The following is a 14,168-nucleotide window of genomic DNA, read 5'->3' as shown; positions in this document are numbered from 1 at the left end:
GCGAAGGATCAGCTTTCACTCATCTTTCATTCAGTGGGTGCGGTCAGCCATTTGTCCCATACCTCTAGGGCGCGGTCGCATTGGAGTTTGTGGCGTTCTTTTTTGTCGCGGATCTTTTTGCGTAGCTCTTCTTCGAGTGGGATCAGCAGGTCGAAGGTGATGTTGGCGGGTTGGAAGCGCTTGCCTTCGGCGTGGGTGATGTAGTGGGTGAGCGAGCCGTTGGCGCTGGCTCGGGGCGCGGGAGTCGGAGCGTTGCCTTGAGCGAGGGATGCGGCGTAGCGTCCGGCGAGCATTCCTGAGGCGATGGATTCGGTGTAGCCTTCGACTCCGCTGAGCTGTCCGGCGATCATGATGCTGGGGTGCGCTCTTAACTGCAAGGTTTCGGTGAGCAGCGTGGGCGCGTTGATGTAGGTGTTGCGGTGAATCTGGCCGTAGCGCAGGAAGGTCGCGTTTTCGAGGCCGGGGATGAGTTTGAGGACGCGATTCTGTTCGCCGAACTTCAGGTGGTTCTGAAAGCCGACGAGGTTGTAGCTGTCCGCGCGGAGGTTCTCCTGGCGGAGCTGGACGACGGCGTAGGGCCAGCGACCGGTTTTGGGATCGGTGAGGCCGACCGGCTTCATGGGGCCAAAGCGGAGAGTGTCGCGGCCGCGGCGGGCGGTCTCTTCGATGGGAAGGCAGCCCTCGAAGTAGTGGAGCTTTTCGGGAGTGGCAGGAGAGGCTTCTGTGGAACCCACTCGTGACGATGAAGCCGTCACGAATGGGGCACCCGAGGTTTGTTGGGTAGGGATTTGCTCCCAGGATTTGGCGGGCACGGCTTCGGCGGAGATGAGGGCGTCGAGGAAGGTGTCGTATTCCTCTTTGGTGAAGGGGCAGTTGATGTAGTCTGCCGTGCCTTTGTCGTAGCGGGCGGCGAAATAGACGCGGTCTATGTTGATGGTGCTGGCGTCGACGATGGGGCTGATGCTGTCGTAGAAGGCAAGCTGGTCACGACCGGTGAGCCGCTGAAGTTCGGCGGCGAGCGCGGGCGAGGTGAGCGGGCCGCTGGCGAGAATGGTGATGGTGTTGGGATCGTTCTCGTCGAGGGTCAGAACTTCTTCGCGGTGGACGGTGATGCGAGGCTCAGCCGCGATGCGCTCGGCTACGCGGCGAGAGAACTCGACCCGGTCGACGGCGAGCGCGTGACCCGCGGGAACGGCGGAGGCGTCGGCTTCGGCGAGGAGAATGGAGCCGGCGCGGCGCATCTCTTGTTTCAGGAGCCAGGGCGCGGTATTTTCGGACTCGGACTTAAGGGAGTTGGAGCAGACGAGTTCGGCGAAGTCGCCGGTCTGGTGCGCTTCGGTGGAGCGCGTCGGGCGCATCTCGTAGAGGTCGACTTCGCAGCCGAGACGGGCGGCTTGCAGCGCGGCTTCGGGACCGGCGAGACCTCCGCCGATGACTTTGATTCGCTTTGTTGTACGTTCTGCCAAGGTACCCCCTCCCCTACATTTTCCTGCAAAGTCTTCGAAACAGACACTTTAGGTCTGGACTTTCGATCAAAGTCTTGATTTTATGGTATAAAAGTCTGCAAAGTCTTCGATCTACACTACTTATCCACGCACTGGGGCGCCATATGCTCGCGGTGAAAGATGTTGAATGTGGCCTTGCCCCCTCATTTAATTATAGGGGGCGCGTCAAGCATCTAAAGGCAGAGATCGGTTCCAGATTGATTCAAACCTCGCGCTCGAAATTGGGGTTGGACAAAAGATAGAAAAACAATTGCAGAAATATGGTTCTCTTTCTTCGCCTACCATAGAGATGCCGCTGAGATTACAACGCCACGAAAATTAAGGGCAAAAATGTTCACAGGCTCGAATCTCCCGAAAGAAGATCAGTCCCCGCTCGACCGTTCCAACCTCTTGCTTGAAGCAATCGTCCAGACTTCCGAAGACCCAATTATCACGAAAAATCTGGACGGGATCATTACAAGCTGGAATCCGGCAGCGGAGCGCCTTTTTGGCTACAAGCCAGAAGAGATGGTTGGAGAGTCCGTCCTGAAGCTCATTCCGCTTTCACTCCATCATGAAGAAACGGCCATTCTTCGCAAATTACGGGCAGGGGAGCACATCGCCCACTTTGAGACAACGAGGCTGACAAAAAGCGGACAAGAGCTGAGTGTTTCGCTGACCATCTCTCCACTTAAAGACGAACGCGGCCGGGTGGTCGGAGTCTCGAAGATGGTTCGGGACATCACTCCCGAGAAGCGATTGAATGAAGTGCGGCTTCAACTGGCGGCGATTGTGGAGTCTTCCGACGATGCAATCATGACCAAGAATCTTTCTGGCATCATTACGAGTTGGAATCGTGCTGCGGAGCGTATCTTCGGATATTCCGAAGAAGAGATTGTCGGCTGTTCGATTCTGAAATTGATTCCTCCTGATCTGCAATCCGAAGAACAGACGATCATAGAAAAGATACAGTCCGGACAACGCATCGATCATTTCGAAACGGTCCGCCTTACCAAGAAGGGGGAGCGGCTGGATGTGTCGGTGACCATCTCTCCGTTGAAGAATTCATGGGGAAAGATCATTGGCGCCTCCAAGGTTCTTCGGAACATTACGGAACGCAAGCAGTTGGAGCGAAACCTGCTGCAAGCAGAGAAGATCGCGGCCACGGGTAAGATGGCGGCGACGATTGCCCATGAGATCAACAACCCGCTGGAATCGGTATTGAACCTGATTTATCTGGCCAGGATGAATGCGTCCGACACTGATCAGGTCGTCGGCTATCTGCACACTGCCGAGGAAGAGCTTCTGCGCGTCTCCCACATCGCAAAGCAAACGCTGGGTTACTACCGGGAGCACTCGGCGGCGGTCCAAGTGTCGTTATCAGCGTTGGTCATGGACACACTCAAGATTTACGAGTCAAAACTGAAGTCGGCCGGCGTCCGGGTCCAAACAGAGCTTAGCTCCAGTCGGCAGATTACGTTGAGAAGGGGAGAGATGATGCAGGTCGTCTCGAACCTTGTCACCAATGCGATGTATGCGATGCCGTCCGGCGGCACGCTGACGGCTTCCGTGCTGGATGCAACGGAGTCAGGGAACCCTGGTGTCCTTTTGAAGATAGAAGATACTGGCGAAGGTATTCCTGCTGAGTGTCTCGGAAAGATCTTTGAACCGTTCTTCACCACCCGTAGTTCGATTGGGACTGGAATTGGGCTTTGGGTCGCAACCCAGTTTGTCGATGGCCACAAGGGGAAAATCAGCGTCCAGAGCAGCGTAGACGCTGATTCTCATGGTACGAAGATGTCGATATTTTTGCCTTTCGACAATCCTTATAGCAATAGCACTCCCTCCCGCAGTTAGATTATCGCTTCGGGTTTCCGCTTTGCCACCTCCTCGCTGATGCGCGCAGGGCGCCAGTCGATGTCCATTAGCTCTTTCCGCCCGTTTGCTCGTTGAAGCGGACAGTGGAGGGCCCTGACGCGCTTATGGTATTCTGGGCGCCCTCCCCGGTGTCCTCAGGCCCCGTTCCATCATCTCCAAGGAGGAACATATGAAAACTCTATTGGGCAGAACCGCGCCCTCATTCGCAATCGCAGACCGGGCCTCCGCGCGGGCTGTCTCACGCTCCAAGGTAATTCTTTCGGCTTTGCTGGTCGTGGCGGCGAGTGTTGCCATGGCTCCGACGGCGAGGGCCGACGCATTCAACTTCTCGTTCAACGGCGGGGGGCTTAGCGGCTCCGGCGTTCTCGATGTTTCGAATACACCGGTTCCGGGGGTTCCCGGCGCATTTCAGGTTACCGGAATCAGCGGCACGTTCTCGGACAGCAACGTCGGTCTCACGAACGCGGCGATCACCGGACTAATAGGGACCTCCCTGCCCTCCGGCATCAATGCCGACGGCACCTTCATTCCTCCGGGCACGTTTGCGCTCGGTGCCAGCGATAGCTTGTCCTTTGACGACCTGTTCTATCCGGGCGGGGACTCCCCCTGGGTATGCCCTCCTCCGCCCCCGGGTGATACACACGCGCCCTATCCATTTCACGGTGGCACGCTCGACATTTACGGTCTGCTGTTTAATGTGGATGGAGGATACACCGTGAATCTGTGGAGCAATGGCGTGCTGCCGGAACTCGGGCTGACCTACGGAGTTACTGATTCCCTCAATGGAGCCAGGCTCAATTCGTTCGGAGAGCCGTTTGCCGATCCCGGAGTAAACCTGACCACTTCGGCGGTGCCGGAGCCGGGTTCGCTGTTCCTGCTGGGAACGGGAATGCTTGGTTTGGTCAGTGGCTTGAGACGCAGATTTAGCGCTTAATCTCGACTCATCGCGAAGATGAACTCAAGAAGCTATGGTTGCCGAAGACATATCTTTGGCAACCATAGCTTTTCGAATTATTTATGTGAGGGGAGACGCCTTATTTGCTCTGCACGGCGAGGGCTGGCAGAGCTTCGTGGTTGACGCGCATGGTGCGCCACTCCATCAGCATTTGTGCGCCTAGCTGCTCGTAGAAGCCGATGGCGGGGGTGTTCCATTCGAGGACGTCCCATTGCAGGCGGTGGCAGCCCTCTTCGACGGCGACGGCGGCGACGCGGGTGAGCAGGGCTTTGCCGATTCCCCTGCCGCGATGCTCGGGGTGGACGAAGAGGTCTTCGACGTGAATGCCGGTGTGGCCACGCCAGGTGGAGTAGTTGTGGAAGTAGAGGGCGAAGCCTGCGGGGATGCCGTCCCAGTCGGCGATGAGGCAGTGGAAGCGCGGCGTGGGGCCGAAGCCATCGCGTAACAGATCAGCTTCGGTGGCGTGGACGGCGTCCGGTTCGCGCTCATAGGTGGCGAGGTCGCGGATGAAGGCGAGGATTTGGGGGACGTCGGCTGGAGTGGCGGGGCGGATGTTGAGCATGGCTATTTTTTCTGGCTTGTCGATTTTGTGGCGGGTGAATTTGCTGCGAGCCATTTGTCGAAAGGGATCGTGAAGGGGAAGAGCTCGTGTTTTCCGTCGAGGGTGTGGATCATCTTAACGTAGATCTGCGCGCCTTTGAGAGGTGGATCGTCGAGGCCTCGGACGTCGTAAAAGAGATAGCCGCCGAGGGTACTGTGGGCGTTGACGGTGGTGCCCTGAAATCCGAAGTCGGCGTCGTCCTGGGTGATCTTTTTGTCTACGGGCTGCTTGTGGACGGTGATGGGAACGGGAAATGGGAGGTGGGTTCCCATGCTGTTTTTGATAGTGAAGAGGCGGCGATTAATCTCGTCGAGGTCGGCGGCGGGGAGCTTGTCGTTGGCGGCGGAGATGAACTGGATGCGGACGTCGTTGAGAGTGAGCGCGGTATCGCCATCGTTGGTAATGATGACGCGGACGGGAATGAAGCCGTGCTGGATGTAGGGCAGGCGGAAGAAACTGCACTGGTCGGGGTCGTTGCAGGGGTCGATGGCGATGGTGACGTGTTCGTTGGGATGGGCGTCGAAGGCGGTGTACTGATTTGCGGGCTTTACCGGAGGCGCTTTGTGGCTCGCCGCCAGCGCGGACGTCGCGAGGATGGAGGTGATGGCGATGACTCGAAGAGTCTGTGAAACTATTGCCTTAGAGGTCTCGTGCGGGTGGGAGTTCATAGCCTGGGATGATTATCATCTTCGCTGGCATACAAGGTAAAGTGAGGGCACAACGGAGTGACGATGTGGGTGTATAGCGCGCTACTGCTGGCGACCCTTGTGGTGGGAGCGCCATATTGGCTGCTGCGCATGGCGACCAGTGGGCGCTATCGCGCCGGGTTGGCGGGGCGGCTGGGATGGGTGCCGAGAGAGCTGCGGACGGCCGTTGCAGGGCGCGAGGTGGTTTGGGTCCATGCGGTTTCGGTGGGCGAGGTAATGGCGGCGACGCAGTTGATTCGGGAGCTTGGCGCGGTGCGGTCTGAGTGGCTGATTGCAGTGTCGACTACGACGGCGACCGGGCAGCGGCTGGCGAAGGAGCGTTTGCCGGAGTCGCCGGTGTTTTATCTGCCGCTGGATTTTGCGTTTGTGGTGCGGCGATATCTGCGGGTGCTGCGGCCGAAGCTGCTGGTGTTGATGGAGAGCGAACTTTGGCCAAATCTGATGTTGCAATGCGCGAAGGCGGGAGTGCCGATGGCGGTGGTGAATGCGCGGGTGTCGGATCGGTCGCTGCCGCGCTATCTGCGGCTGCGACGGCTTTGGCGGCCACTCCTGGCGAAGATTTCGCTGTTTCTGGCACAGAGCGAGGAGACTGCAGAGCGTCTGGTGCGGATTGGCGCGCCTGCTGACCGGGTGCGGGTGACAGGAAATCTGAAGTACGACCTGCGGGAGGGGCGGGAGAGCTCGCTGGTGGCGATGCTGCGGGCACAGTTATCTGATGGGGCTCGGGTGATTGTGTGCGGCTCGACGCTGGAGGGCGAGGAAAAGATACTGCTTGCGGCGTGGCCTCGGGTGCTGGCGACGGAGCCGAATGCGGTGATGGTGCTGGCTCCGCGGCATCCCGACCGGTTTGCTGCCGTTGCCGCAATAATTGAAGGAAGTGGGTTTACGATGGTGCGGGCAAGCGAGTTTCGCGAGCGGGCGGATGCTCTGGGGCCGGTGGCGGCAGGCAGTATTTTTTTGCTGGATACGATTGGCGATCTAGCGGCGATGTATTCGCTGGGCGCGGTAGCGTTTGTGGGGGGCAGCCTGGTTAATGCGGGCGGCCACAATCCGCTGGAGCCTGCGCGGTTTGGGGTTCCGGTGCTGATGGGAACATCGTTTGAGAACTTCCGCGAGATTGTGGGAATGTTGCAGGCGCATCATGCGGTGCGCACGGTATCGGCGGTGATGCTGGCGGAAACACTTGTTGCGATGCTACGTCAGATAGATGACACACTGGCTATGGGTCGGCGGGGGCGCGAGGTCTTTGACGCGCAGGCGGGCGCTACTACGCGTACAGTGGAGGCGCTGACAACGTTGCTGAAAGAGAGAGTGGTGAGTACGCGATGAGCATTCGGAGACCTTTGCTGCTGCCACTGGCTCCGGTGTATGGAGTAGGACTGGCCGTTAAACAGCTGCTGTTTCGGCTGGGGTGGCTGAAGCAGAGACGGCTGGCGAATCCGGTCATCAGCGTGGGCAGTGTGTCGGCGGGCGGAGCGGGAAAGACTCCGGTGGTAATGATGCTGGCCGGGATGCTGCGGCGGCGGGGGTATACGGTAACGATTCTGACGCGGGGATTTGGTCGTGCTCCCAAAACAGTGGAACGGGTAGAGCCGTATGGCGATGCGGCGTGGTTTGGCGATGAGCCTGTCCTAATGGCACAACGGGCGGGCGTGCCTGTGTTTGTCGGTGCGGATCGTTACAGTGCGGGCGTGCTGGCGGAGCAGAGTGAGACCACGGGGAAGATTGCCGTGCATCTGCTGGATGATGGTTTTCAGCATAGAAAGCTGGCCCGCGATATCGATATTGTTTTGCTGACGCAGGAAGATGTGGAGGACACTCTGCTGCCCGCGGGCAATCTGCGCGAGCCGCTATCGGCGCTGCGTGGGGCTGATGTGATTGTTGTGCGCGAGGAAGAGTTGGAGCGGCTGCAGAGCTTCATCGGGGGGCTCTCGCACAAGGGAAATCCGATTGCGGTGTGGGTGATACGGCGGCGGCTGAGCCTGGATGGAGAGGGGGGGAAATTGCTGAAGGGGCGGCGACTGGCCTTTTGTGGAATTGCGAGACCGAAGGACTTTACCGGGATGCTCCTCGCGGGGGGATGCCAACCGATAGAGACGGTCGTATTTCCCGACCATTATGCATATACCGATCAGGATGTTGCCCAATTGCAGCAAGAGGCGCGGCGGCATGGCGCGGACGGATTTGTGACCACGGAGAAAGACGCCGTAAAGCTGACACCGGCGATGCGCGAGCATCTGGAGGCTGTGGGGCCGCTGGTGGTGGCGCGGCTAGGAGTGGAGTTAGTGGACGAATCGAGCGCGATCATGCAATTGATCGCAATGGAACCTCGGCTCGACCGGCGCAGCCAGAATCGTTGAGATCAATGGCCGCCTTTAAAGATGAGATGAGGCATTTTCACAGGAATGCTTTAAATTGGAGATTCCTTAATTGCAGGACATGGATTCGTTGAGACGATGATCGCTTGAGTAGGTCGTCACCTATTTCGTCAGACAGAAATCTCCAGCGCCGCGTGTTGATTGTGCGGATTGGCGCGATGGGAGATGTGCTGCACGCCATGCCGGCGGTGGCGGCGCTGCGACTGCGGCATCCGGAGTGGTTTATTGGGTGGGCGATCGATCCGTGCTGGGCAGAGCTGCTGCAAACGGCAGCCACAGCGGAACGGGGGCCAGCAATGCCGCTGGTCGACCGCTGCTATAGGGTGCCGACGCGGGAGTGGAAGCAGCGGACGTTTTCGCTGGACACGATGGCGAGCATTCGGACGGTGCGGCGGGAGCTGCGGGGTGAGCGGTTTGGGCAGTTTGATCTGTGCGTCGATATGCAGGGGTCGATACGCTCTTCGATGATTGGCTGGATGGCGGGAGCGGAAAAGTTCGCGGGTTGCGCGGAGCCGCGTGAACGGCCTGCTCGATGGATGTATGGCCAGAAGATCAATGTGAATGCGGCGCATGTTATTGAACAAGGCTGCGAGATTCTTGGAGGGGCTGTCGGCGAGCCGCTGACGCCAGCGAAGGTCGAACTTCCCATCGACAACGCCGCTGAGGGGTGGCGGGACGAGCTTCTTTCGCGAGTAGCGCCTGAGGGCAGGAAGTTTGTGGTGATTGCGCCTTCCGCCGGATGGGGGGCGAAGCAGTGGCCTGCGGAGCGCTATGGAGCGGTCGCCGCTGAGTTGGCGCGAGCGGGCTATGTGCCGCTGGTCAATGCTGTGTTCAGCGGAGATATTCTGGCGAATGCGGTGGTGGATGCGAGTGGAGGGGTGGCGGTGGTGGTTCCCTGTTCGGTGAGCCAGTTGATCGCGCTGCTACGCCGCGCCAGTCTGGTGATCGCGGGAGATACTGGCCCGCTGCATCTGGCGGCGGCGCTGGAGAGACCTGTCGTCGCGTTGTTTGGGCCGACCGATCCTGCACGAAACGGGCCTTATGGAACGGCTTCGCGGGTGTTGCGCCATGCTTCGAGCAAGAAGGATCACACCCGCCACGCAGAGACTGAAGAGGGGTTGATGCAGATCACAACGGAAGAAGTTGTGGCAGCGGCGTTCGACCTGCTGCAATCGGCAAGGTAAGGTAGAGCAGTGAGCGAACGAACACAATGGCAGCGGATCGCGCGGCGCATCCGCGTCCCTCTGGGATTCATCTTTGCCGCGGTCTTTCTTTGGCTGGCGCGGCCTACGTGGCAGACGATGCTGGTGAGCCTGCTTCTAGTGGTGCCGGGGGTATGGCTGCGCGCCTACGCCGCCGGATACGTCCGCAAGAACGCCGAACTGACCCGCACCGGGCCTTACGCGCATACGCGCAATCCACTTTATCTCGGTTCGATGATGATCGCCTTCGGCTTTGCGGCGGCAGCGGCGAGCTGGATCATCTTTATTGCGCTGGCAATCCTCTTCGCGGCGATCTACCTGCCGACCATCCGCTCTGAGGAGCTGTACCTGCGCGAGCATTTTTCCGGCTTCGACGAGTACGCGAAGAACGTGCCCCGTCTGCTACCGCGGCTGACGGCTGCGCCGACCACGGACGACCGCGGCAGCTTCTCCTCCAAGCTCTATCTGCATCACCGCGAGTACAATGCCAGTATGGGTGCCATCGCCATCTATGCGGCGCTGGCAGCGCGCTTACTGTTTTTTAAACGGTAGGAAGACCCAACCATTTCAACCCGAGCGAGCTGCCTCTGTCCAAGTTTAAGTCGAACCTTCTTTTCTTCGCTTCCCTTCTGCTGGTGATCTTGCCTGGCGGAGGGCTGGCGCTCGCGCAGCAGACGTCGTCCATTCCCACGTTGCAACCCCCGCCGACGGGATATGTCTTTCCTGCCCAGGAGACGCTGAGCTATACCGTCGACTGGCGCGTTTTTACTGCCGGGACAGCCGTCTTTCACCTGACGCGTGAAGGAAATGTGCAGAAGGTGGATGCGACTGCCGATTCGGTGGGCGGAGTGACGATGCTCTTTCCTGTGGTCGATAGATTTCAGTCGGGGTTCGACACGCGGACAGGCTGCTCCACCGGCTTCAGCAAGCAGTTGCAGGAGGGGCGCCGCAAGGTATCGAGCGATCTGAGCTTTAACTATTCGCAGGGCAAGCAGACGCAAGTGGAGCGAAACCTGGTCAAGGGCACATCAAAGCAGCAGACGGCGTCGATCCCGGCCTGCGTCACCGATTCCCTCTCGGCTATCTTTTATGCGGCGTCGCAGCCACTGATCGTCGGTAAGACGGTGAGCTTTCCGCTGGCGGACTCCATGCGCACCGTCACGGTGACGATGAAGGTCGAGGCGCGCGAAGAGATCAAAACGCCCGCAGGAACTTTTCAGACGCTGCGTGTGCAGCCGACGGCGGACGAGGGTGTGGTGAAGAACCGCGGCAAGATCTGGATCTGGTACACGGACGATCCACGCCACATGCCTGTGCAGATTCGTGCCCAGCTCTTCTGGGGCACCATAACTTTCCACCTGCAATCGTATGAGACTAAATAAAGACTAGATACTAGATAAAGGACGGTGCTATGGCAGAGAAATCGCAGGACCCCGAGGAGTACGTAACGGTAGCCGAGTTTATGGAACCGGCCTTCGCGCAGATGGCGAAGGGCGCGTTGGAGTCGGCTGGAATCGAGTGCTTTCTGGAGGGGGAACACGCCAACAGCATGATCAGCCTGGCGTTCTGGGCGCAGTTGCAGGTACATCGGCAGGATGAAGTCGCGGCGCGACTGATTCTTGACGAATCCGAAGATGCCTCGGACGAAGCCTCGACGGCCGAACGGGCTTCCGAAATCGCGGACCTTCAGGATGACCTTGCCTGATTCAACCCGTCCCCGCGCTGTCGTCTGCCTCTCCGGTGGCATGGATTCCTGCGTCTGCGCTTCGCTGGCGGCGCGCGATTATGACGTCTATGCGCTGCACTTCAGCTATGGCCAAAGGACGGAGGCGCGCGAGTTACGCTCTGCCGAGGAGGTTGCGCGCATTGTGGGTGTGCGCGAGTTGCTGCCGCTCAGGATCGACCTTTTCCGCAGGATCGGCGGCTCGGCGCTCACTGATACCAGCATCGCCGTTCCCGTGGCTGGCGACGAGGCCAGCATCGGCCATGAGATTCCAGTCACTTATGTCCCCTTCCGCAATGCGCATTTTCTTTCGGCAGCGGTAAGCTGGGCCGAGGTGTTGGGCGCGAAGACTGTCTTTATCGGCGCGGTGGAGCAGGATAGCTCCGGCTATCCCGACTGCCGTCCTGCCTATTACGAGGCGTTCAATCGGCTCATCGAGACAGGCACCAAAGAGGGCGATATTCGCATCGTTACCCCGCTGATCGAGCTGCGCAAGAGCGAGATCGTCCGTCTGGGAGTTGAACTGGGTGCTCCGTTCCATGTAAGTTGGTCTTGTTATTCCGGTGAAACCGTGGCTTGCGGCGTCTGCGAGAGCTGCATTCTGCGGCTGCGCGCATTTCGCGACGCCGGGGCCACCGATCCGATACCGTATGCCATCGCCTGAGAGGCGAATTGCGCATCAAAAGTTTTGTGCAGCAACTCGAGAATGACGATTTCCGCCTGCAACCAAGAGGCCAGGAGAAGAGAAAAGTGATGAAGAAGCATTTCGGATTATTTAAGATAAGCACCCTGACCATCGCCTTGCTGGTGGTCGTCGCGATGGCGCACCCGTCGCGGTCCATGGCGCAGGCGACTGCGAGCATTCATGGCCACGTCAACAATCCCATCAACCAGCCGATCACCAAGGGCGACGTCAAGCTGACGACGGACCGCACCTCCGACGCAAAGAGCCGCAAGTATCAGTACACCTTCCCCATCGACCAGAACGGCGACTACAAGGGAACGGGAGTCGCGCCAGGGAACTATGTCGCGGTGGTCTTTGTCGACGACAAGAGCATCGACTTCAACGACAACGTGGCCCTGTCGAATGGTGATGATAAGGTCGTGAACTTCGACATGAGCCGCCAGGAATACATCAACAAGATGACTCCGGACGAGAAGAAGCAGCTTGAAGAGTACAAGAAGAAGAACGAAGAGGCGATGAAGGCCAATTCGCAGATTGCGAACCTGAACAAGACGCTGCTTCAGGCGCGGGCAGATACCAAGGCCGGCAACTACGATGCTGCCATCACCGCGATGCAGGGTGCGACAGCGAGCAAGCCCGACGAGGCTATTCTGTGGGTTGCCCTCGGCGATGCGCAGCTTGGCGCAGCAAACGCCGCGGCCAAGACCGGTACGGCGACGACCGATCCGGGATTGCAGAAGAAGTTTTCTGATGCAGCCGACTCCTACCAAAAGGCGATCGATCTGAATTCTGCTTCAAAGAAGCCGAATCCGCAGACGGCGGCGGCGGCTTACAACCAGCTCGCACAGGCGTTGAGCAGGAGCGGAAAGACGGCGGATGCCACCGCAGCCTATGACAAGGCTGCCACAGCGGACCCTGCCAACGCAGGCATGTACTACTTCAACGAGGCTGCCACTTTCTATAACACCGGCAAGCTCGACGAAGCGGGTGCAGCAGCCGACAAGGCCATCGCTGCCGATCCGAAGCGCGCTGACGCCTATTACATCAAGGGCCAGTCGTTGATTCCGAAGGCAACCGTCGACCCGAAGACACAGAAGATCGTTGCTCCCCCGGGTTGCGTCGAGGCCTATCAGCAGTACCTTGCGCTGGCTCCCGATGGTCCTCATGCCGCGGACGTGAAGGGTATTCTTACCGGCATTGGCGCGAAGGTCGAATCGAGCTACAAGGCTCCCAAAAAGAAGTAACTTTGATCTAACTGAAGAGGCCCCGGGCGATGCAGTCTGGGGCTTTTTCATTTAAGCGCGATCAGAGCCAAGGATGAGGCAGATGTCCAACGTAGTCGATTTCGATGAAGCGCTGAAGGTGGTCCGGGGCCAGGCCGGTAGCCTGCACAAGCTGGAGACAGACGGCGCGCCTCTGCTGGAGTGCCTTAACCGAGTGTTGGCAGAGCCCGTGGTTGCAGATCGCGATCAGCCGCCATTCGAACGGTCTACGCGCGATGGCTTTGCCGTGCGGGCGGAGGATGCGAGTGGGCCTCGGCGTCTGATCGGACAGATTCGGGCGGGAGAACGCTGGACCAGCGCTCCGCTGCAACGAGGACAGGCTATCGAGATCATGACCGGCGCTCCCATGCCGCAGGGAGCGGACGCGGTCGTGATGGTTGAGCATGTCGAGTTGCGGGATGGATCTATTCTCTTGCTTCAGGGACGAATGGTGCGTACCGGGGAGAACATCGTACGGCGCGGCAGCGAGGCTCGCGCCGGGGATGTGGTGCTTGCCGAGGGAACGGTGATCGGGGGTGCGGAGATTGCGCTGGCGGCGGCCTGCGGTCGGTCTGGATTGTCCGTCTTTCGCAGGCCGCGAGTGGCGATTGTGGCCACCGGCGATGAGCTGGTGGAACTGGATGAGACGCCGGACGAGCAACAGATCAGAAACTCGAACAGCTACGGCTTGGCCGCGCTCGTGGCGAAAGCTGGAGGAGATGCCGTCCGGCTGCCGATTGCGCGCGACAGGAGTGATGATCTGGAAAAGCTCATTCTCGAGGCTCGAAGTTGCGACCTTTTGCTGCTCTCGGGCGGCGTGTCGATGGGAAAGTACGATCTCGTCGAAGAGGTGCTGCACGAAATGGAAGCGGAGTTTTTCTTCACCGGCGTGAAGATGCAGCCTGGTAAGCCAGTGGTGTTTGGCACGCTTCCGGCGAGCGGCGGCTTCCCTGCTCAGTTTTTCTTTGGGCTTCCGGGGAACCCGGTGTCGACGCAGGTGACGTTTCATTGTTTCGTCGAGCCACTGCTGCGAGCGATGGGAGGGGCCGAAGTTTCACCGCCGCGATTCGCGCAGGCTACGCTTGGCGAAGATGTGGCCGGAAAGCCGGGGCTGACTCGTGTCCTGCCCGCGCGGTTGACCTGTGATTGGGCGCGTCCTGAGGTTCGCGTTGTGGTGTGGCAGGGGTCGGGCGATCTTGCAGCCAATGCTCGCGCGAACTGCTATGCTGTGCTGCCTCCGGATGTCGAGCGATTCAGGGCAGGAGATGTGATAACGGTGCTGCTGCGGTAGGC

14 protein-coding genes are annotated in these 14,168 nt (G+C 59.4%); 11 read left to right on the top strand and 3 right to left on the bottom strand.

What is annotated here, in order from left to right; genetic code table 11:
• Positions 1-26: 26 nt before the first annotated feature.
• A complete protein-coding gene (gene trmFO, locus P4G45_RS03500; RefSeq protein ID WP_348268297.1) occupies positions 27-1,466 on the bottom strand; it encodes a methylenetetrahydrofolate--tRNA-(uracil(54)-C(5))-methyltransferase (FADH(2)-oxidizing) TrmFO in 1,440 nt (479 codons plus the stop codon).
• 369 nt (positions 1,467-1,835) lie between these two features.
• Between trmFO and P4G45_RS03495 the strand changes: the two genes are divergently transcribed.
• Both P4G45_RS03495 and P4G45_RS03490 read left to right on the top strand, forming a co-directional pair.
• Entirely contained in the window at positions 1,836-3,341 is a 1,506-nt protein-coding gene (locus P4G45_RS03495; protein WP_348268296.1) for a PAS domain S-box protein, read from the top strand.
• Positions 3,342-3,531: 190 nt separating this feature from the next.
• Complete coding sequence (locus P4G45_RS03490) at positions 3,532-4,296, top strand: PEP-CTERM sorting domain-containing protein (protein WP_348268295.1); 765 nt, start codon at positions 3,532-3,534, stop codon at positions 4,294-4,296.
• Positions 4,297-4,396: 100 nt separating this feature from the next.
• Here P4G45_RS03490 and P4G45_RS03485 read toward each other — a convergent pair whose 3' ends face one another.
• Positions 4,397-4,879, bottom strand: coding sequence for a GNAT family N-acetyltransferase (locus tag P4G45_RS03485; protein ID WP_348268294.1), 483 nt, complete (start codon positions 4,877-4,879; stop codon positions 4,397-4,399).
• Positions 4,880-4,881: 2 nt separating this feature from the next.
• Positions 4,882-5,586 (bottom strand): hypothetical protein, encoded by a 705-nt coding sequence (locus P4G45_RS03480; protein WP_348268293.1) that lies wholly within the window; start codon positions 5,584-5,586, stop codon positions 4,882-4,884.
• 63 nt (positions 5,587-5,649) lie between these two features.
• On the opposite strand from P4G45_RS03480, the gene P4G45_RS03475 reads away from it, so the two are divergent.
• The 9 genes from P4G45_RS03475 (at position 5,650) to glp (ending at position 14,166) form a co-directional block, all read left to right on the top strand.
• Complete coding sequence (locus P4G45_RS03475; protein ID WP_348269207.1) at positions 5,650-6,954, top strand: 3-deoxy-D-manno-octulosonic acid transferase; 1,305 nt, start codon at positions 5,650-5,652, stop codon at positions 6,952-6,954.
• Positions 6,951-7,985, top strand: a complete 1,035-nt coding sequence (gene lpxK, locus P4G45_RS03470) for a tetraacyldisaccharide 4'-kinase (protein ID WP_348268292.1) — start codon at positions 6,951-6,953, stop codon at positions 7,983-7,985. Before P4G45_RS03475 ends, lpxK begins: the two co-directional genes overlap by 4 nt.
• Before the next feature lie 104 nt (positions 7,986-8,089).
• Positions 8,090-9,187: a glycosyltransferase family 9 protein gene (locus P4G45_RS03465; protein WP_348268291.1), complete on the top strand. Its 1,098-nt coding sequence runs from the start codon at positions 8,090-8,092 to the stop codon at positions 9,185-9,187.
• A gap of 9 nt (positions 9,188-9,196) precedes the next feature.
• Positions 9,197-9,757 (top strand): isoprenylcysteine carboxylmethyltransferase family protein, encoded by a 561-nt coding sequence (locus tag P4G45_RS03460; protein ID WP_348268290.1) that lies wholly within the window; start codon positions 9,197-9,199, stop codon positions 9,755-9,757.
• An 83-nt stretch (positions 9,758-9,840) separates the two neighbouring features.
• Entirely contained in the window at positions 9,841-10,587 is a 747-nt protein-coding gene (locus P4G45_RS03455; RefSeq protein ID WP_373694155.1) for a DUF3108 domain-containing protein, read from the top strand.
• A 29-nt stretch (positions 10,588-10,616) separates the two neighbouring features.
• Positions 10,617-10,910, top strand: coding sequence for a putative signal transducing protein (locus P4G45_RS03450; RefSeq protein ID WP_348268288.1), 294 nt, complete (start codon positions 10,617-10,619; stop codon positions 10,908-10,910).
• 40 nt (positions 10,911-10,950) lie between these two features.
• Entirely contained in the window at positions 10,951-11,592 is a 642-nt protein-coding gene (gene queC, locus P4G45_RS03445; protein WP_373694177.1) for a 7-cyano-7-deazaguanine synthase QueC, read from the top strand.
• A gap of 89 nt (positions 11,593-11,681) precedes the next feature.
• On the top strand, positions 11,682-12,857 hold the full coding sequence (locus P4G45_RS03440; protein WP_348268286.1) for a tetratricopeptide repeat protein: 1,176 nt from the start codon (positions 11,682-11,684) through the stop codon (positions 12,855-12,857).
• An 82-nt stretch (positions 12,858-12,939) separates the two neighbouring features.
• Positions 12,940-14,166 (top strand): gephyrin-like molybdotransferase Glp, encoded by a 1,227-nt coding sequence (gene glp / locus P4G45_RS03435; protein ID WP_348268285.1) that lies wholly within the window; start codon positions 12,940-12,942, stop codon positions 14,164-14,166.
• Positions 14,167-14,168: the final 2 nt, after the last annotated feature.

It is taken from the genome of Edaphobacter paludis (assembly GCF_039993895.1).
Lineage (GTDB): Bacteria > Acidobacteriota > Terriglobia > Terriglobales > Acidobacteriaceae > Edaphobacter > Edaphobacter paludis.
Note: the sequence above shows the minus strand (reverse complement) of the source record. Positions and strands in the feature narration are given on the sequence as shown.

Coding starts and splice junctions, on each gene's coding strand:
- P4G45_RS03495 (WP_348268296.1), top strand. CDS start 1,836: ATGTTCACAGGCTCGAATCTCCCGAAAGAAGATCAGTCCCCGCTCGAC.
- P4G45_RS03490 (WP_348268295.1), top strand. CDS start 3,532: ATGAAAACTCTATTGGGCAGAACCGCGCCCTCATTCGCAATCGCAGAC.
- P4G45_RS03485 (WP_348268294.1), bottom strand. CDS start 4,879: ATGCTCAACATCCGCCCCGCCACTCCAGCCGACGTCCCCCAAATCCTC.
- P4G45_RS03480 (WP_348268293.1), bottom strand. CDS start 5,586: ATGAACTCCCACCCGCACGAGACCTCTAAGGCAATAGTTTCACAGACT.
- P4G45_RS03475 (WP_348269207.1), top strand. CDS start 5,650: ATGTGGGTGTATAGCGCGCTACTGCTGGCGACCCTTGTGGTGGGAGCG.
- lpxK (WP_348268292.1), top strand. CDS start 6,951: ATGAGCATTCGGAGACCTTTGCTGCTGCCACTGGCTCCGGTGTATGGA.
- P4G45_RS03450 (WP_348268288.1), top strand. CDS start 10,617: ATGGCAGAGAAATCGCAGGACCCCGAGGAGTACGTAACGGTAGCCGAG.
- queC (WP_373694177.1), top strand. CDS start 10,951: ATGGATTCCTGCGTCTGCGCTTCGCTGGCGGCGCGCGATTATGACGTC.
- P4G45_RS03440 (WP_348268286.1), top strand. CDS start 11,682: ATGAAGAAGCATTTCGGATTATTTAAGATAAGCACCCTGACCATCGCC.
- glp (WP_348268285.1), top strand. CDS start 12,940: ATGTCCAACGTAGTCGATTTCGATGAAGCGCTGAAGGTGGTCCGGGGC.